General features: G+C 65.9%; 13 protein-coding genes and 1 riboswitch. Of the genes, 10 read left to right on the top strand and 3 right to left on the bottom strand.

Annotated elements, in window-relative coordinates:
* A complete protein-coding gene (locus GO986_RS06720) occupies positions 1–693 on the top strand; it encodes a hypothetical protein (RefSeq protein WP_157458508.1) in 693 nt (230 codons plus the stop codon).
* On the opposite strand, the gene GO986_RS06715 is transcribed toward GO986_RS06720, so the two are convergent.
* Positions 690–995, bottom strand: coding sequence for a barstar family protein (locus GO986_RS06715; protein WP_198170454.1), 306 nt, complete (start codon positions 993–995; stop codon positions 690–692). The two genes, GO986_RS06720 and GO986_RS06715, sit on opposite strands and share 4 nt — an antisense overlap.
* 61 nt (positions 996–1,056) lie before the next feature.
* On the opposite strand from GO986_RS06715, the gene GO986_RS06710 reads away from it, so the two are divergent.
* From GO986_RS06710 to GO986_RS06700, 3 genes are read left to right on the top strand one after another with little or no spacing between them, the layout of a single operon-like run.
* Entirely contained in the window at positions 1,057–3,339 is a 2,283-nt protein-coding gene (locus GO986_RS06710) for a hypothetical protein (RefSeq protein ID WP_157458506.1), read from the top strand.
* 15 nt (positions 3,340–3,354) lie between these two features.
* The gene (locus tag GO986_RS06705; protein WP_157458505.1) at positions 3,355–5,628 is read left to right on the top strand and encodes a hypothetical protein; all 2,274 of its coding nucleotides are present in this window, start codon (positions 3,355–3,357) and stop codon (positions 5,626–5,628) included.
* Between the two features lie 7 nt (positions 5,629–5,635).
* On the top strand, positions 5,636–7,693 hold the full coding sequence (locus GO986_RS06700; RefSeq protein WP_157458504.1) for a hypothetical protein: 2,058 nt from the start codon (positions 5,636–5,638) through the stop codon (positions 7,691–7,693).
* A gap of 367 nt (positions 7,694–8,060) precedes the next feature.
* Here the strand turns inward: GO986_RS06700 and GO986_RS06695 are convergent, their stop codons facing one another.
* On the bottom strand, positions 8,061–9,893 hold the full coding sequence (locus GO986_RS06695) for a hypothetical protein (RefSeq protein WP_157458503.1): 1,833 nt from the start codon (positions 9,891–9,893) through the stop codon (positions 8,061–8,063).
* Between the two features lie 618 nt (positions 9,894–10,511).
* On the opposite strand from GO986_RS06695, the gene aceB reads away from it, so the two are divergent.
* Together aceB and GO986_RS06685 are read left to right on the top strand one after the other, a co-directional pair.
* Positions 10,512–12,074 carry a malate synthase A gene (gene aceB / locus GO986_RS06690; protein WP_157458502.1) on the top strand — a complete coding sequence of 521 codons (1,563 nt, stop codon included), beginning with the start codon at positions 10,512–10,514 and terminating at the stop codon, positions 12,072–12,074.
* Positions 12,071–12,904 (top strand): IclR family transcriptional regulator, encoded by an 834-nt coding sequence (locus GO986_RS06685; RefSeq protein WP_157458501.1) that lies wholly within the window; start codon positions 12,071–12,073, stop codon positions 12,902–12,904. The genes aceB and GO986_RS06685 overlap by 4 nt, the downstream gene beginning before the upstream one ends.
* A gap of 22 nt (positions 12,905–12,926) precedes the next feature.
* Here GO986_RS06685 and GO986_RS23380 read toward each other — a convergent pair whose 3' ends face one another.
* Positions 12,927–13,208 carry a hypothetical protein gene (locus tag GO986_RS23380; protein WP_369409207.1) on the bottom strand — a complete coding sequence of 94 codons (282 nt, stop codon included), beginning with the start codon at positions 13,206–13,208 and terminating at the stop codon, positions 12,927–12,929.
* Here GO986_RS23380 and GO986_RS06680 point away from each other — a divergent pair.
* The 4 genes from GO986_RS06680 (at position 13,179) to allE (ending at position 17,990) form a co-directional block, all read left to right on the top strand.
* Positions 13,179–14,390 carry an aldolase/citrate lyase/malate synthase family protein gene (locus GO986_RS06680; RefSeq protein ID WP_369409206.1) on the top strand — a complete coding sequence of 404 codons (1,212 nt, stop codon included), beginning with the start codon at positions 13,179–13,181 and terminating at the stop codon, positions 14,388–14,390. The two genes, GO986_RS23380 and GO986_RS06680, sit on opposite strands and share 30 nt — an antisense overlap.
* Positions 14,380–15,621, top strand: coding sequence for an allantoate amidohydrolase (locus GO986_RS06675; protein ID WP_157458499.1), 1,242 nt, complete (start codon positions 14,380–14,382; stop codon positions 15,619–15,621). Before GO986_RS06680 ends, GO986_RS06675 begins: the two co-directional genes overlap by 11 nt.
* On the top strand, positions 15,618–16,976 hold the full coding sequence (locus GO986_RS06670) for an allantoinase (RefSeq protein WP_157458498.1): 1,359 nt from the start codon (positions 15,618–15,620) through the stop codon (positions 16,974–16,976). The genes GO986_RS06675 and GO986_RS06670 overlap by 4 nt, the downstream gene beginning before the upstream one ends.
* Positions 16,977–17,231: 255 nt before the next feature.
* Entirely contained in the window at positions 17,232–17,990 is a 759-nt protein-coding gene (allE, locus tag GO986_RS06665; RefSeq protein WP_157458497.1) for a (S)-ureidoglycine aminohydrolase, read from the top strand.
* A gap of 319 nt (positions 17,991–18,309) precedes the next feature.
* A riboswitch (TPP riboswitch) is annotated at positions 18,310–18,422 on the top strand.
* The last annotated feature ends 128 nt before the right edge of the window (positions 18,423–18,550 follow it).

Here is an 18,550-nt window from a genome sequence, read left to right as displayed (position 1 = left end):
ATGCTGGATCAGAACAACCTTTTGCGCGTGCCAGATGTCCCCGGTGTGCAGGTCTATGCCGACCACGCCGACCCCACGCGCTTCTACGCCATTCCAGACGCGCCGCGTGTCGCCCGGAACGACAACGGCACCCCGGCCCTGAGCCTGCTGGCCTACGGGCGGGGCAGCGGCCCGGACCTCCAGTTGCTGGGCGGCCAGGTTCAGCTGACCCTCACCCTCGCCTTGACGGGCAGCGAACGCCAGACCCTCACCGCTGCGCTGGAAGAATCTCTCAACCGCCATCAGCCCAGAGAGGCTCCACCGGTGCGCGTAACCCTCCTCAGCCCCGAGTGGCTGACCGGGCAGGTTCATGCCGATCTGCTGCCAGGCCTGACTTTGACTGGACACCCCTCACTGATGGCCGCCAACGAATGCGTGCTGAGCGCCACCCTGACGCCGCAGCAGGCCACCGACTTGCAACGCGCGTGGGCAAAGGGCCTGCCGGACGCCCGTCTGCGCTACGAAGTGACCACTCCCGCCGCCCAGACCGAGGTGAGCCACAAGGCCAGCACGTCCGCAGAGCCGCTCCGTACCTTCTCTGTCTCCTTCACCGCCCGGACCACCCGCACGCTTTCCACTTCCCTCTGCCTGGAAGGGCCGCTGAGCGTATCCCCATCTGAACTTCAAGGCGCCCTTCAGGTCACGTCGTTTTAAGAGGTCACAGGCGGTTCGGAATCCGAATCAAAAGTGAGCCGCACCGTGCCGACTTCCAGAGCGATCTTCCTGAGCATTGCTATGAATGTCCCGTTCTGAAGGGACGCGACACCGCAGGAGTGAATAAAGCGGACCTCATCCGCCTCAGGCCAGCCGGGGCCGCCCCATAGGGCGTCTCGAAAGGCATCCAGATTTCGCCCGAACCCCGGTTGATCCACCTGGACACCGCGCGCGTAGGCCACCCAGAACTCCCGTTCATCCCTCACCCCGGCGCAATCAACCATTTTTATTCGGGCGTTCATCCCTTCCATTGTCCAGCCTTTCCCTGGCACTTACACCCTCTTTCACCCCAAGGAGCCCCACATGCTGACCCTGTTCAACTCCTTTACCGTCCCCGACGTGCCCAACGTGCAGATTTACCGTGACGACGAGAAGCGCCATAAGTTCTATATGGTGTCCGAGCGCGCCTCGATTGCCCGCGACGACGAGAATCGGCCCATTTTTACCTTCATCCTGTACGCCCGCGACCTGGACCGCGTGGCCTCCGGCGATCTGGAGGTGGAGCGCGGTTACCTGCAAGTCACCACCCGCGCCGGGGTCAGCCAAGAGCAGGAAGACAAGATTCGCGCCCACCTGAAAGACAAACTGGCCGACGAGCAGCGCCGGGGCTGGTGGTTCCTGAATCTGCCGTTCGCGCAGACTGAGCCAGAACTGGGCTACCCACCGATCTGGCTGTCCGGCACCGTGCAGTTCACGGCCGTCACGCCCAGCATGGTCATTTACACGGCAGGCTCGAAAGAGCCGTCGCTGATTGACAGCAACCTCGCCAGCTTCTCAGCCGATCTGAACCAGGACGGCGCCGAACTCTTCCGGCAGGCGCTGGAAAAAGGGAATGTGCTGGCGGGCGTGCAATACCAGTTGAAGTTCGCGGCGCGCATTCCAGCCATCAAGATCGTAATTGACGGTGACCGGGGCGAGTTCTACAAGGAGGTCAAGAATTACATCCACAAGCGCTACGAGAGCCACCACTCGCGGAGCATCTTCGGCATCACCTACTACTCGCGCTCGTATGTTCACGAGTGGGACGAGCTGAGCAGCATCACCAAATTCCGCGACACCTTTCACAACCTCACGATTACGGTGGATGATTCCAGCCTGCCGGGCGCCGAGCAGAACGCCCAGAAAGACGACCTCGAAAAGATGGCTTTCGAGATTTTCCAGACTAACGTGCTGCCCACCTTTTTTCAGCCCGCCCTGCAGGAGGTGGCCAAAGAGGTCGAGAACCCGGCGGCAGCCATTCCAGTCAACACCGAGAACACCGGGCGCATTCACATGGAAATCACGCGCTCGCAACTGGTGGAAAAGGCCGCCAACCCCAGCGTGCAGTTCTCGCAGGCCATCACGCCCGATGAGGTCAAGGCCCTGACCAGTTACCTGGACCTGAGCAACACCTTTTTTCAGGAACTGGACGTGACGGTCAGCGCCAACGTGAACTTTGCCGCCGACCCTGTGTACGCCCTGAAAGTCTTTATGGACTACGACCAGCAGGACGAGGTGCGCGGCATCCACGTCAAAAAGGCCAAGGAATTCCTGTTCAAGACTGCCGATCAGCCGGGACGTTTCCGGCAGGTGATGGCGAAAGCCGCTGACGGCGCGCCCAAAGACCGCTACCGCTACTGGAGCGAGATCAGTTACAAGGACACGGGCGAAACCATTCGCGTCCCGGCCACAGGCGCCACCGACACCAACGAGCGGCAACTGGTGATCTCGTACCGCCGCCTGGGCTTCGTGAAAGTCAACCTGCTGCTGGGCCGCATGCCCGACAACGTCAAGGCCGTACAGGTCGCCATGAAATACCCCGGCTACAGCGGCCCCAGCGCCCAGCAGACCTTTGAACTCAGCCCGGACAAGCCGGCGGCCACCTTCTTTACCTACACCGGCAAACCGGGTGGCGCGGCGGCCAGCGACCCCGGCCCGTACCGCTATCAGGCGAGTTTCATCCTGGCCGACGGCCAGCGCATGGACCTGCCGGAGCAGAGTGGACAGGCCGAGAACCTGAGCATCACCGACCCCTTTGAGCAGACCATGACCACCCGCTTCATGGCTCAGGCGGATTTCAGCGTGGTGGAAAAGATCGAGGTCAACGCCCGCTACCGCGACGCCGCGCACGACTTCTCCGCCGAGCACCACGCCGAATTTACGAAAAACGGCGAGCCGAGTGCCTGGGCGCTGGGCCTGCGCGACCCGAACAAACGCGACTTCGTGTACGACGTGCTCATTCTGTACAAGAACGGCGCGCGCAGCGACCAGAACGGCAAGAAGGGTGAACTGGGCACTTCGCTGGCCTGCGGCGAAGGTGCAGTGGACGCCCTGGAAGTGAGTGTGATCCCCAGCACCACCGACTGGACGAAATACAAGCTGGTGCTGGCCTACCTGCGCTATCAGGACGCCGCCAACCAGATTGACGAGCAGATCAACTACACCTTCCGGCCCGAAATGCAGGCCGACCAGACCTGGAAGGTGCTGCTGCGCAACGCCCAACTTCGCACCTACAGCTACCGCCTGCGCTACGTGGGCGTGAACCCTGCCGACAACCATGAAGTCACCTGGACGCCCACCGAAGACCCGATTCTCGTCGTGCCCTGAAGGAGGTGAGGCCCTATGCCCGACAAAAACACCATTGACGTCCGCAGCCTCCAGCCCCTCAGCCTGTCGGTGCGCCCGCAGATCGCCATAGGCCTGCCGATGGCCCGCATGCAGTACCTCATGCAGGTGGCCGGAGACGAGCAGGCCCCCCATTTTGTCCCGGCGCAGGCGCCTGTCAACGATGGCGTGGCCGCCCAGGCGACCGGCGGCCAGTGGCTCTACCGTCCAGAGTTGCGGGTGGCGCAGCGCAGCATGGAACCGATGGGGCCAGAGGTGCGCTTCCTGAAAGACCCGGCCGGGCACGTGCGGCTTCAGTTCGAACTGGAAGAAGCGCCGCGGCCTGGGCTCCCGGCAGGGGCGGAACCGCTGGCCGTGAAGGTGGAGAGCGTGGCCCTGACCTGGCAGGAAGGCGGGCAGGCGCGCACCCGACCGCTGGACGGTCCCACACTGGTCGGCACCGACGACCCGCAGAACCCGGCCACGCCCAATTTCCGCCTGCGCGTGGGCGTAGAACTGACCCCAGAGGAAGTGGACCCGATGTACCGCGCCCTGAGTCAGCTGGGTGCGGGTGCGGCGGTCACCGTGAACTTCTCGTATGGCTACTGGCTGGACGAAACCATCGTGGTGGACGACCCGCCCCGCCGCCCGCCGCCCATCATCCGCGACCACCGGATTGTGGCGGACGGGGTCGGGTCGCTGGGCGTGAGGGCGTCCCTGCTGCGGAGCGCCGCCCTGATTCGGCCCATGCAGGTGCGCCCTGAGGGGCCACCGACGCCGCCTTCCCCTGACCCTGTGGCCCTGACCGCCCCGCTGATCCACCTGACCACCGTGGCCCATGCTCCGCGCCTGAAACTGGACGGCTTGATCGCTGATGTCCGCTTCAATCCCGACCTGATCAGTGGCGTGCTGGACAGGCAGCGCCAGCGGCAGACGCAGAGCAACTTCCGGCAGGTGACCCTGACCCGCACAGTGCCCTTTTTCTTCGACCCGGCGCTGGAACACAACCGCCCGGTCTTCAGCGCGGTGGTGGGCGACGCCTCGTTGGGCGCGGCGTGGCAGAACATCGGCTTCGGGCTGGTGCGGGCCGCCAGTTTTCCCAACACGGTTTACCGCCTGCCCGACGAGATCCGGCTGGCCTACAACCCGGACCTGGCTGCCCCCCACGTCATTCCCGCACTGTACCGCGATGCCGAAGACGAAATTCGCGTGCGGGTGCTGCTGCGGGCCGCCCCCTGGTACGACCCGGCCAGTCTGGTCAAGCTGCGCGACACCCTCCGCAAAACCAGCGGCGGGGCCATCTCGTTCGCCACGGTGGTCATGGGCGGCTACGAGAAAGCCGTGCTGAAACTGGGCGGCGCCTTTCCCGATCAGGTGCGGGCGCTGGGTGGCGCGCAGGACATCGAGATCGGACTGGAAGGCAGCTTCGAGATCGTGGTGGACCTGTCGCTAGAGTTCTACCGCCTGCTGGCGCAGCTGCTGGTGGGGCCCATCGGCCTGACCGGGCAGGTGGACGTGACCCTGAACATGGCCGCGCCGGGCGACCCGACCCCGCAGCCGCAGGTCTTTCACGTGCCGCTGCGCCTGAATCTGGCCGACGTGGCGAGCCTCCCCCTGACCGTGACGCTGCCGGAAGGCAACACGACCGACCTGCTGTCGCCGGGACAGGTCGTAATCAGCAGCGGCGCGGGCGTGGACACCCGCGTGGGCGGTTGCGCCGCGCGGCTGCTGCAATACGACGAGAACTCGGTGACGCCCCTGGAAGTCTTTGCGGCCCAGGTGGACGGCACCACCTTTCCGCTGACCCTGCCCGCCACCGGCGGCGTGACGCTGAACGTGAAACCCACGGCCGACCTGGGGGGCGAACTCTGGAACGCCATTCAGGTCGAATTGACCGGGCACGAACTGCTGACCCCCGCCGCGCAGGTGCTGGAACACATTCACGAGGTCGCGCCCAGCGGCTCGATCAGCTGGCGGCTCCAGGTGGAATGCCCCCTGCTGACCCGCACGCCGCTGCCCGACGCCTACCAGACCCTCTACCGCGTGGAGGTGCAGATTCACAGCGCCGGGTTTGCCGACCAGCAGGTGGTGCTGAGCCCGGCGGCGGCACAGGCGACGCTAAACATGAACCAGACCCTGCGCGACATCGTGGGAAACGCAGGCGGAAGCGTCAACCGCTTTCAGTACCGGGTGCGCAACATCTACTTCGATCATCAGGGCCAGTGGAGCGAGCCCAAAGATGGCGAGGGCTCCAACCTCTTCGTATTTCCGAACGCGACCACCAATGATTAGCTTAGGGGTGAATCTGCGCGTTCAAGCGCTGGAACGGGGCCTAACCTCCCTACTGCGTGCCCAGCACCCGGCGGGCAGCTGGACGGATTTCTGGCTGCCCGTAGGCACCTCGGACGCCTGGGTCACGGCGTATGTGGGCCTGGCGCTTCACGCGGTGTCGGTCTGCCCCTGGCTGCCCAAAGAGCCGAGATACAGGGCCCGGACTGCGGCGCAGCACGCCGCCCAGTGGCTGCTGACCCACGAACACCCGCGCGGCGGTTGGGGTTACAACGCCGCTGTGAGTGCCGATGCAGACAGCACCGCGCACGCCCTATCGCTGCTGGCGCGGCTGGGTCAACCCATTCCAGCAGGAGCCCTGGCCATTCTGCGCGCCCATGAGGTGGACGGGGAGGGGTTCCGCACCTACCTCTGGCCAAACCCAGCGCACGCCTGGACGCGGCCGTCACCAGATGTCACCGCCGCCGCCCTGCGCGCGCTGCATGACCTGGGCGACCTGTCCACCGCCGGGCTGCACGGAGCCTGGACCGTTATGCTAGCGCCCCAGCAAACCTCAGAAGGGCTGTGGACCGGCTTCTGGTGGACAGGCCCCGCCTACCCCACTGGTCTAACGCTGGAGGTCTGGGCGGCCTCCGGGCGACCCACTCGGCCAGAGCCGCCCACCCTTTCCCAAACGGGGCACGCCTTCGACCTGGCCTGGCAGCTGCGTGCCCAGCAGGCGCTGGGCCAGCCGCAGGCCGCAGCCACCACTGCGCAGCTGCTGAGCCGGCAAGCCGATGACGGCGCCTGGCCGGGGGCCCCCATCCTGCGTGTGCCGCCCGCGCACCCGGCCAGCGTCGGCTTCACGCTGACAGCGCGCGACGACCGGCGCGTCTTTACCACCGCGAGCGTCTTGCGGGCGCTGGCGCTGGGTGACCCAGACAGCATGGAGAGCAGTCGCCCACGCCGCAGCCCCACAACGTCGGCGGCGCCACCCCATCCCCTGCACGACGTGGTGACCCGCGCGGCGCTGGCCGCCGGCCTGACGCAGCCGCAGGCCCAGGACGCCCAGACCCTCTTTGCCCACCTGACCCGGCTGAGCCTGCACCCTCCGGGCCTATGGCCCTCGCGGCAGCTCACGGCGCTGTCTGGAGGGTTGCCGCTGGAGTTCTCCTGCGTCACCGGCCCTCAGGTGCCAGCGGCGCTGCGGTACGCCGCAGAGGTCGGTGACCCCTTTCTGCCGCCGCCCGCCCGGACCCAGAGCGGGCTGCGCATTCTGGAAGACGTGGCTGCGCACCTCGGCTTTCAGGCAGGCTGGGCGCGCCTCTGGCCAGCCTTACGGGTCCTGACTGACCCTATGAATGCCGCGCCGGATGGAACGCGCTTCACCGTCTGGGGCGGCGTGAATCAGGTACTGTCGTCGGCCGAGACTGTGCAGGCGCCGGCCCTCAAAATCTACCTGAATACCCTGCACCGGACCCTGGGCGGGGGCCGAGCAAGAATTGACGCCGCGCTGGACGCTGCGGGCTTTGCAGTCTCTAACCGCCTACGGCGCATGCTGGACCTGCTCGACCAGGCTGGCTTTCCCCAGGAGGTAGGGTTTGCCCTGGGCGGGCAAGATCAGGTGGCTTGCAAGCTGTATTACGAACTGCACGGCTGGCGGCCCGCCCTGATCGAGACCATTTTGTCTCTGACGGACCTGCCCGCCAGACCAGAGGTCTTGAAACCAGAAATTCCGGGGCTGATCCGGGCGGGGCTGGCCCGGAAGAGCCGCTCTGGCATCGGGCTGCGCATAGACCCAGTCACCGGAGATGTGCGTGAACTGATGGTGGCCTGCGCGTTTCCCACTCCACTGCTGCCGCTTCATGAAACGGTCCGGCGGGTGGAAACATGGCTCAGGTCGCAGGGGGATGACCCCGCCGCGTACCTGGCGCTGGTCCGGGCGCTGCTCAGCACCTGGCCAGACCAGCACCTGCCGACGCCCGCCATGCACAGTCTCTTCACGCAGACCGTGACCCACAAAGGCCGCCGCACCGCCCTTTACTTGCGGCCCTTTCTTCAGGGCAGTGCAGAGCCGGCACCGGTCTGAGAGAGGGCAGTCCTCTGCACTCCTTCTGCCTTCGGCAGGTAGCGTTTAGGGCTGGGGGATCAGTCCTTCCCACCAGCAGCAGTCGTCTCAATCTGTGTGTTGGCAGAATATATGCGTACTGGACGCTACTATATGCCGCAACCGCAGGCATAGACAGCAGACTGGGCACCTCTGAGCCCACCCCGATGGCTACACTATGCAACGATCTATACGAATTCGGCTTGAACCGCTTCTGCAAGCAGTTCAAGCCGAGTGGAACGGATAAGAGAAAGTCGGGTTCTGGGATGGAATGAGCCAATCAGTCGCGTTCTGATCTGTGAGTGTGACAGCCAAAGCCCACCTTAGGACAGGTGCGCAGTTGGCATACTCATCTTAGGAACGAAATGTAATACTGCCGCTTTTCCATATGGTCAGCAGTCAGAAGAGCCACCCCACCGCTCTTGAGCGGGGCGGCGTCAAATACGCTGCCTACAGGTATGGACTGCACAACCTGTCCAGCCTCATCCCTCAAGGTCACTGTCTTCCCGTCAGACATCCAGGCGCCATTTGTCTCAGACTGGTTCAGAGCCAGGAACCTCTGATTTTCATAGGTAGTCACCGTGGCGTCTTGGTCTACACGAGCAACACCGCCCCCAAAGCCTTCAAACCAGATGGTACCTGTGTCGCTGATAGCAGCTTTCTCACTCAGTATCTGGTGTCCACTGAGGGGCCTCGGGGTAATCGTCCCCGTGTCCGTGTGAATGGTATAAAAATACACCCCGCTGGCTGACGCACTACTTCTCTTATACAAGATGGTTTTGTGGTCTGGGCTGGCATAAAACCAATCATATTCCCGGTTGTACGTCTGGTTCGTGTCCATAACTATGTCCTGACCAGATATAGGATCCCAGCGGCGCAGCTCGCCGCTCCGGGCAGCGTACCAAATGCGCCCCTTATCGTCGGCTGCCCCAGTCCCAGCGAAGCTATAGGGCGGCCGAAGCGTCGTGTATTGACCGGCTAACGTGAGCCGATACCGCGTACCATCGGCATTGCCTCCGCCAAAAATGACATCACCACCGGGCATCGGAATAGCCCTATACATATCTGGGCCAAGCACCGTGATGCCTTCGCCTGCAGGCGTGTGCCACTTGTAAATCTGATCGTGCACATTGGTCAGAGGGTTGGGCTGAGCTGAATGTCCAACATGAATCCATACGCCATCGCCGCCGACCACAAGTGCGGGGGTCATTCCAGACGTAGAAATCACCCTGATGGGCGTGCGGGCTGGACACGTGCTGAACGGCAGTTGCAGGTCCGTGTCAGTCGCCGCTAGATCGGGCGAGATGAGCTGTATCCGACTGGCGACCAGCGCTGCACCAGATTCAACAGTGAGATCAAGACTGGCTGTGGCGGCTCGGCCGGCTACGACTGTGACAGGCACAGCCGGCGCAGTTACCCCTGCAGGCAGACCTGTGAGCCCTACTGTCGTCTCGCCAGTAAAGCCGTTCAGACCCGTAACTTGTACCTTCAAATTCAGGGTTTCGCCCTGACAAACGTAAACGCCCATATGCGCCAGATGCGTCTGCTCCAGGGACAGATTGACAGCGGGCTGAACGGAGGTAAGTGTCCCTCGCCCGCCGCCGATAAACTCACCACGAACGTCGGTGGCATTCAGGAAAAAGGGGAGGTTCTGTGCACCTGGTCCCATGTATTTGAATGTCAGACGGGTCACCACTTGCTGCGGCTGAAGGCCCATAGCGGTGGCAATAGGCACGCCAGCTGGCGCGCGCAGTGAGGTCAGGGCCGGCAAAGTCAGCGTGGCTGGTGTCACCGTCAAATCGGCCCGACTGGTCCTGAGGCTGACTGGTCCGTGATATCCACCATGCTGCCGAATGGTCGCCAGGACCGTTGCGGTTCCGTCTGGCGATAGCTGAATGTGCTCTGGCGAGAGCATCATCCCCAGATATCCTGGCTCGGGCAACGCGATGAGTTCGGTGGCAGCCTGTGGGTCCAGCTTGACCAGAGTATTGGTGTCTCCTACCTTTGTATACTCCACGGCGTTCCAGCCGCGCTGCAGTGTCAAGTCATAGTTCAGGACAAAAGGCGAGTTCGTGCAGGCAATGGTGCCCTTGACCTCTACTGGCCCCGTGCTATAGACGCGGGCCACCAAACTGCCTTTCAAAGTACCGCCTTTGAGAACCTTCTGTTGGATGCTTCCCAAGCCCTCCCCATGGGGGGACATTACGTCCAGACGGCTATAAAACGCGATATCGGGGACGGCAGACGCAGAGCCTGTAAAAGCACATGCGTTTCCTGAAGGTGGAACTAGGGAAAACAAAGCCGCAGTTTCTGGCGCAAGGGCTAACTTCATCTCCAGCTGGGTCTGGTTGGTGAGCTTACCCGTATTCGTCTTGCTGGGTCTATCCGCATTGGACAGATAGGCAGATGCCAATGGGTAAGCAGCGCCGCTGACACGGCCTTCTATTAGGTCGCCCGTGAGGGGAGGCGCTGGCAACGGAGGAGTGGGCAAGGTCGGCTCAGATGGAGGCTGCGGAGTTGTAGTGGAATCGCAGCCCACAAGGAATGCCGCAGCCACACAACAGGAAGCGAGAAGATGAAATTTCATCACTTAAATTTAGCTCACTAGATTTTCCTTTTTTGCTCATTTAATTCTGTGGGCCATTACTGCTGCCGATTCCGGCCCTGCAAGTAAGACTTGCCACCTGTTCCCCAGACAGGAACGGGGCAGGATTTCCTCATCCTGAGTTTTCCGTACAATAGAAATCAAGTTCGTCAGTTGAAAATTCTAGTCCTTCTTCCAGCCCTTCAGGAGTGCCCGATGACCCAGACCCTGCCGCCCGGCCTGACCATGACCGCCCCTGTGACGGACGCCCAGCGTGACCTGTTGACCCCTGAAGCGCTGGCTTTTGTGGCCGAGTTGCACCGCCGCTTTGAGGGACGGCGGCGTGCCCTGATGGCCGAGCGCGAGGCGCGGCAGGCACGACTGGATGCCGGCGAACTGCCTGACTTTCTGCCCGAGACGGCATCCATCCGGGCAGGCGACTGGCGCATTGCGCCGCTGCCTGCTGACCTGCATGACCGCCGCGTGGAAATCACGGGGCCAGTGGACCGCAAGATGATTATCAATGCGCTGAACAGCGGCGCGCGCATGTTCATGGCCGATTTCGAGGACGCCAGCAGTCCCACCTGGGACAACGTGGTTAGCGGGCAGGTCAACCTGCGCGACGCCGTGCGGCGCACCATCAGCCTGGACACCGGCGGCAAAAGCTACCGCCTGAAGGACCGCACGGCCGTTCTGCTCGTGCGCCCGCGCGGCTGGCATCTACCGGAAAGGCATGTGCAGGTGGACGAAGAGACCGTATACGGGGCCTTCTTCGATTTCGGGCTGTATTTCTGGCACAACGCGCGGGAACTGCTGGCGCGCGGCAGTGGACCGTACTTCTACCTGCCCAAGCTGGAATCTCACCACGAGGCGCGGCTGTGGAACGACGTGTTCCTGTACGCGCAGGAGGCGCTGGGGCTACCGCGCGGCACCATCAAGGCCACTGTCCTGATTGAGACCATTCTGGCGGCCTTCGAGATGGACGAGATCCTGTATGAGCTGCGCGAGCATTCGGCCGGCCTGAACTGTGGGCGCTGGGATTACATCTTTAGCTACATCAAGAAGCTGCGCGCGCATGGGGGCCGCCTGCTGCCCGACCGCGCCAAGGTCACGATGGCAGTGCCGATGATGACGGCCTACTCCAAGCTGGCCATTCAGACCTGCCACAAACGCGGCGCCCCGGCTATTGGCGGGATGAGCGCCTTTATTCCGGTCAAGGGCGACGAGGAGAAAAACCGCGCGGCCTTCGAGCAGGTGCGCGTGGACAAGGAGCGCGAGGCCCTGAACGGCCACGACGGCACCTGGGTGGCCCACCCCGGCATGGTGGAACTGGCCACCGAGGTCTTTGACCGCCTGATGCCGGCGCCCAACCAGATTGACAGCGGCAAGCAGCAGGAGCTGACGGTCACGGCCGCCGACCTCCTGACACCGCCGGACGGCACCGTCACCGAGGCAGGTGTGCGTCTGAACGTGAATGTGGGCGTGCAGTACCTGGCCGCGTGGCTGCGCGGAGCGGGGGCGGTGCCGCTGCACAACCTGATGGAAGACGCCGCCACCGCCGAGATTTCGCGGGCGCAGCTGTGGCAGTGGCGCCACCACGGCGTAACGCTGGACGACGGCCGCCCCCTGACGCCCGAGCTGTTTGACGCCCTGTACGACGACGAGGTGGCGAAGCTGGGCGCCGCCTTTGAGGACGCCGCGCGGCTGTTCCGCACCACGGCCACCCAGTCGCCGCTGATGGACTTTCTGACCCTGCCCGGCTACGAGGCGCTGGCCTGAGCGGGGCAGGCGACGGGGCCGCGCGCCCCCGCAGTGGGCGGACACGCGGCGCCGAGGCGCCGGGCAGCGTCCGTACCCTGGAACGGGGCCTGGGCGTGTTGTGGGCGCTGGCTGGCCTGCGCCAGGCACCCCTCAGCGCAGTGGCGCGCGCCGCTGGCCTGTCGGTCAGCACGGCGTACCGCCTCCTTGAAACCTTACGGCAGCAGGGCTTTGTGGACTGGGATGAGGCTTCGGGACTGTTCCGCATTGGCCTGCGGGCCTTTCAGGTGGGGGCAGCCTTTGACGCCGCGCAGGCCCTGATTGCCGCCGCCGACCCCGAGATGCGCGCCCTGGTGGCCGAGCTGGGCGAGAGCGCCAATCTAGCGGTGCTGCGCCCTTCCGGGGGGGGCGGCTGGACGGCCGCTTACGTGCACCAAGTGGAGGGACCGCAACTGGTCCGGATGTTCACACAGCCCGGCGCGGGGGCGCCGCTCCATGCGTCCGGAGTCGGGAAGGTGCTCCTAGCCAGCCGCCCCGACGAGGAAGCGCGCCTGGCCCTGGCCGAGACCCAGCTGACCGCTTTTACACCCCATACACTCACCAGCCCGGACGCGGTGCTGGCGGCCCTGACGGCGGTGCGAGCCGACGGCTACGCCCTGGACGACCAAGAACGTGAACTGGGCGTGCGCTGCGTGGCGGTGCCGGTACGCAGCGCTGGGACCCAGGTGACGGCGGCCCTGAGTGTCTCGGCCCCGACCTCGCGCCTGACGCCGGGCGAGGTGCCGCGCTTTCTGGCAGCGGCGCAGGCGGCGGCCGGGCGCATCTCGGCGCAGCTGGGCGGCGCGGGGTAGGCGGAGCTGGGCGGCCACATATTCAGTTGAAGGATTTGCTGTCGCCCCACAGTGCGGCAGAAGGCCGCTGTATGCTGCGGCGCATGAACAGAAGGAGGCGGCCCTGAGCGGCCTGCTGCCGGGGGCGGCGCGAACGCTGGCCGCGCGGCTGCACGCTGAACTGGCGGGCCGCTGGGCGGGGCTGGACGAAGGAGAAGCCCTGGCACCCGCCCCGCCCGACTACCGCGCGGCCCCCGTACCACCCGACCTGCGCCCTGGCCGCGCCGAACTCATCGTGGAGGCCAGTGACCTCGGCGCGCTGCACGCGGCCCTAGTGGCCGGAGCCGACGCCGTGGTGCTGGACTTCGACGACACCTTCTCGCCTACCCGCGCGAACGTGGCGGCGGCGTATGGCGCCCTGCCAGCAGCACTGGCGGCTCCCGTGCCGCTGCTGGCGCGGCCCCGCCCCCTGTACGCCTGCGAACCGGCGCTCACCTGGAACGGCCAGCCAGCGCGGGCAGCGCTGTGTGACCTGGCCGCTCTGCTGACCGCACGGCCCGGCCGGGCGCCACACCTGTACCTGCCGAAGCTGGAAACAGTCGCCCAGGCCGAAGTCTGGGCCGACGCCCTGCGCCTCTGCGAAACGCACCTGGCCCTGAAGTCCGGCACCCTGCGGGTCTGCCTGCAAATTGAAACCTGGCCAGGGCTGCTGAATGCCGACGCCCTGCTGCACACCCTGCGCACCTGGGCCTATGGGCTAAACGCGGGGCGCTGGGACTATGTGTTCAGCCTGGTCAAGCATGTCGGGGCAGGCCGCGCGGGCCCTTTGCCCGCGCGCGCCCGGCTGGGCATGGACGCCGACGCCCTGGAGGCTTATGCGCAGGGGTTGGCCGAGGTCTGTCGGCGGCGCGGGGCGCAGGCGGTGGGCGGCACCGCTGCGCTGGCGCCTGACCCAGCCGACCCGGCACCGGCCCTGAGCTCGGTACGCGCGGACAAAGCACGTGAAGCCCGACAGGGGTTCGTGGCCGCCTGGGCGGGCCTGCCCGAACTTCTGAGCGCCGTGCGTGAGGGACTGGCTCAGCCCGCCGACCCGGCTTCTGCCGTGTCGGTGACCCCTGAGCGCCTGTTGGCTCTCCCCGACCCTGGCCCCCTGCCGCTGAGCGAGGTGCAGGACACCGCTGGCCTGGCGCTGGACGTGTTCCGGGCCTGGTTTGAGGGGCGCGGGGTGGTGCTCCGGCACGGGCGCCTGGAAGACACCGCCACCGCCGAACTGGCCCGCGCCCTGCTGTGGCAGTGGGTGGGGGCCCAGGCGCCGCTAGCAGACGGCTCTCGCCTCAGGCCCGAGACCTATCTGGCCCTACGCCGCCGCCTCTGCCCAGACACCGCGCCAGAAGCCCGGCTGCTGGACCACCTCGTTCTCTCCCCCACCGCGCCCGCGTACTTTCCGCAGGAGGCGCAGCGCCTGGGATTGACGCCCCACCCACCGGAGGAAGCCCTTGACCGCTGACCTGACTGCCCTGGCCCGCCGCGCCCTCCTGGCCTGCGCCGACCTGGCGCGCTTTACCGAGACGCCGGGTGAGATTACGCGCACCTTCCTGTGCCCCCCAAGCCGCGACGTGACCGCGTACCTGACCGCCTGGGCGCAGGCCTTGGGCCTGAATGTGCGCGGCGACGCCGCTGGCAACCTGCGCGCCCGGCGTGAGGGGCCAGGCCCTGACGCCCCCACCCTCTACCTGGGCTCGCATGTGGACACAGTGCCCAACGCAGGGGCTTACGACGGCGTGCTGGGCGTGACGCTGGCCTTCGCTGTCGCCGAGGCGCTGCGGGACGCGCCGCTGCCCTTTGCACTCGAACTGCTGGCCTTCAGCGAGGAAGAAGGGGTGCGCTACGGCGTGCCGTTCATTGGCAGCCGGGCGCTGGTGGGCACCCTGGACGAGTTGCTGCCCCTCGCGGACGCCCAGGGGATCAGCGTGGCCGAAGCCCTGAGCATCTACGGCCTGGACCCCACCGAGTTGCCTGAGGCCGCCGTCACGGGCCAGAGTCTGGGGTTTCTAGAATTCCATATCGAGCAGGGGCCGGTGCTGCAGGCAGCCGGGGCCAGCCTGGGCATTGTCACGGCCATTGCGGGGCAGAGTCGCCTGCTGCTGGAGTGGACCGGGCAGGCGGCCCATGCCGGCACCACCCCCATGCCGCACCGCCGCGACGCGCTGGCCGCCGCCGCGCGGTTTGTGGTCGCCGCCGAGGACCGGGCGCGCACCACGCCGGGATTGGTGGCCACGGTGGGGATGCTGAGCGCCCAGCCTGGAGCCATCAACGTGATTCCGGGGACGGCGCAGGCCACCCTCGACATCCGCCACGAACGCGACGAGGTGCGCCAAGCAGCCCTGGCGGCCCTGCTGACCGACGCCCACCGCTTGGCCAGGGAACGCGGCGTGAGTCTGACCGTCACCGAGAAGATGACCCAGCCGGCGGTGCCCATGGACGGGGGGCTTCAGACCCGGCTGCGCCGCGCGGCGGCCGAGGAAGGGCTGAGCGTTCCTGATCTGCCCAGCGGCGCGGGCCACGACGCCATGATCCTGGCAGGACGAATGCCGGCCGCCATGCTGTTTCTGCGCTCACCGAACGCCCTGAGCCACCACCCCGACGAAACCGTGATGCCAGAGGACATAGAAGCCGCCCTGCGGGTGGGCGTGCGCTTTGTGCAGGGGCTGGCCGCCCACACTGGGGGCCAGCCATGACGCTGGACCTGCTGCTGCGCGGCGGCACGCTGGTCACGCCCGCTGGCCCGCTGCGCGCCGACCTGGGCGTGGAGGGCGGCCAGATTGTCACCCTGGCGCTGGAGATTTACGCCCCCGCCCATCAGGAGATCGATGCGGCGGGGCTCCACATCTTTCCTGGCGTGGTGGACGCCCACGTTCATCTGAACGAGCCGGGCCGCACCCACTGGGAGGGCTTCGACACAGGCACCAGGGCGCTGGCCGCTGGCGGCGCGACCAGTCTGCTGGACATGCCCCTTAATTCCAGTCCGCCTGTTCTGAACCGCGCCGCCTTTGAGGCCAAGCGGGCGGCAGGACAGGCCCACTCGCGTCTGGATTTTGGGCTGTGGGGCGGCCTGACCCCGCTGAATCTGGACGACCTGGATGAGCTGGCGGCCTGCGGCGTGGTCGGGTTCAAGGCGTTTATGAGTCACAGCGGCCTGGACGAGTTCCCGGCGGCCGACGACGCCACCCTGTACGCCGGCATGCAGGCCGCGCGGCGGCTGGGCCGCGTGGTGGCCACCCACGCCGAGAGCGACGCCTTTACCCGTTCGCTGACCCAGGCCGCGCGGCAGGCTGGCGGGCAGGGGGTGCGCGACTACCTCGCCTCTCGCCCCCCCATCACGGAGGCCGAGGCCGTGTCGCGCGCGCTGCTGTACGCCGAGGACACGGGAGCGGCGCTGCACCTCGTTCATCTGTCGACCGCGCGGGCCGTGGTGCTGGCCGCCGAGGCGCGCGCGCGCGGCGTGGACGTGACCGCCGAGACCTGTCCCCACTACCTGCACTTCACAGCCGAGGACGCCGAGCGCGCGGGGCCGCTGCTCAAGTGTGCCCCGCCCCTGCGTGACGCGGCCACCCGCGAAGCGCTGTGGACGGCGCTCAAAGCCGGGCAGCTAGACACGGTGGGCTCAGACCACTCGCCCGCCCCACCCGAGCTGAAGACCGGGGATGATTTTTTTGCGCTGTGGGGCGGCATTAGCGGCGCGCAGTCCACGCTGAATGTGCTCCTGAACGGTCACTGGGCGCGTGGCGTGCCGCTGGAACTGATTGCGGCGGTGACGGCCCTGAATCCGGCGCGGCGTTTTGGCCTGCGGGGCAAGGGCGCGCTAACCGTGGGCGCCGACGCCGACTTTGCCCTGGTGCAGCTGGACGAGGCATTTGCACTGACCGAACTGCACGACCGCCACCAGGCCAACCCGTACCGGGGAGAGCCCTTCCGGGGGCGCGTTCACGCCACCTATCTGCGTGGGCAGCCGGTGTACCGCTGGACGGCAGGCGGCGCGCACTTTGATGGTGAGGTGCGCGGGCGCCTGCTCACCCCCACTGGAGACGTATGACACGGATTCCGTCTGTTTCGTTCACAAATCGGGAGAGAACCGATTGGCCAACTCCACGCCCGGAACCCGCTTTGCTCCTTCCTCCCCGTGGTCGGATTTCATCGTTTTTGCCAACGATTCAATCGGAGTCGGTATGACACGACATTTATCTGGTGCGTGGAGAGCCCAGACATCTAGGGGGCAATCCGCCTCACGCCCAACAGCTGTGGCCCTCTGGCGTCACGGCTGCTCTGAACTGATTCTCGTGGAGACCGTATGAAGCACCTGGGCGTCACCCGTTCCGCTTTGCAGCCCTCTCACGCGGTCCTGACCCCCGAGACCTTTGTGCGCACCGCCCTGGCCGAGTGGCCCGGCAGCGCGGTGGTGCTGCACATCGCGCCGGTCATAGGCCTGGGGGCGCGCTTCGTGCAGTTCACAGCCGAGATGCCGGCCGGGGCGACCGCACAGGCGTCGGCACACGGCCATCAGCGCTTCGCCTTTGTCCTGAGTGGGACGGTGGACGCGACGGTGGACGGCGAAACCCGGACCCTGCGCGAAGCTGACTACTTGTTTGTGCCAGCAGGTACGCCTCACACCCTGACAGCCCTGGAGGCGGCCCGCGTGGCCGTCTACGAAAAACCGTATGAGGCGGCGGCCAGTCCCCCTGGGCCTGGGGTCTGGTGGGGCAACGAGCGCGACACCCCCGGCACGCCCTTTGAAGGCGACGAGCGCCTGCTGGCCCGCAAACTGCTGCCGGACGACCCGCGCTTTGACTTCATGGTCAGCACCATGAGCTTTGCGCCCGGCGCCACGCTGCCCTATACCGAGATTCATTACATGGAACACGGCCTGCTGATGCTGGCTGGTGAAGGCCTGTACAAGTTGCAGGACACCTACTACCCGGTGGTCACAGGTGACGTGATCTGGATGGGCGCCCACTGCCCGCAGTGGTACGGGGCGCTGGGCCGCGACTGGACCAAATACCTGCTGTATAAGGACATGAACCGCCATCCGCTCAGCCCAGTGTCGAGATAGAGCGGCCAGCGATTCTGGTGCTTACGAGACGCCGCGCCCGAGTGCCGCCAGAGAACGCCTGGACGACACTGTGGCTGGAGTTAGGCAGAGCAACTCAAGCCCCCGAATCCAGGCGCCGACTCAGCGGCCTATGCTGGCGTGCAGGACAAACAGGACGGCCACCACAGAACAATCACGCTGCTGAGTGCCCATGTGCGTTGCCATCAAGGGACGCTTGCAGGCCGGCTGTAACATCACCCGTTGTGGACCCAGTCGAGAGGACAGCCCCTCTCTGCACGCTGGTTCCCACGCCACCACCTGCCAAACCGTGTAGACTCGCCGCAGTCACCAGGGGTGCCGTTCTCATCAGAACGGCTGAGAGGGCCACAGCGGCCTAACCCTAGGAACCTGATCTGGTTCACACCAGCGGAGGGAGCGTGACGGGTGCCAGGCCGCAGTTGTGGTTTTGCCCCCCTCCGAACGCGTGAGGGGGGCGTTGTCGTTTTGTAGACCTAAAGCACTTCATGTCACCCGCGTCAGCGGGTTAACGCAGGCGGCTTGATGCCAGCCTCATCCCTAAC

Origin of the sequence: Deinococcus arboris (assembly GCF_009755355.1) — a bacterium.
Lineage (GTDB): Bacteria > Deinococcota > Deinococci > Deinococcales > Deinococcaceae > Deinococcus > Deinococcus betulae.
Note: the sequence above shows the minus strand (reverse complement) of the source record. Positions and strands in the feature narration are given on the sequence as shown.

What these genes read in the sequence shown, in the direction of transcription:
- GO986_RS06710 (WP_157458506.1), top strand. Translation starts at nt 1,057, where the DNA reads ATGCTGACCCTGTTCAACTCCTTTACCGTCCCCGACGTGCCCAACGTG.
- allE (WP_157458497.1), top strand. Translation starts at nt 17,232, where the DNA reads ATGAAGCACCTGGGCGTCACCCGTTCCGCTTTGCAGCCCTCTCACGCG.
- aceB (WP_157458502.1), top strand. Translation starts at nt 10,512, where the DNA reads ATGACCCAGACCCTGCCGCCCGGCCTGACCATGACCGCCCCTGTGACG.
- GO986_RS06715 (WP_198170454.1), bottom strand. Translation starts at nt 995, where the DNA reads ATGAACGCCCGAATAAAAATGGTTGATTGCGCCGGGGTGAGGGATGAA.
- GO986_RS06705 (WP_157458505.1), top strand. Translation starts at nt 3,355, where the DNA reads ATGCCCGACAAAAACACCATTGACGTCCGCAGCCTCCAGCCCCTCAGC.
- GO986_RS06670 (WP_157458498.1), top strand. Translation starts at nt 15,618, where the DNA reads ATGACGCTGGACCTGCTGCTGCGCGGCGGCACGCTGGTCACGCCCGCT.
- GO986_RS06720 (WP_157458508.1), top strand. Translation starts at nt 1, where the DNA reads ATGCTGGATCAGAACAACCTTTTGCGCGTGCCAGATGTCCCCGGTGTG.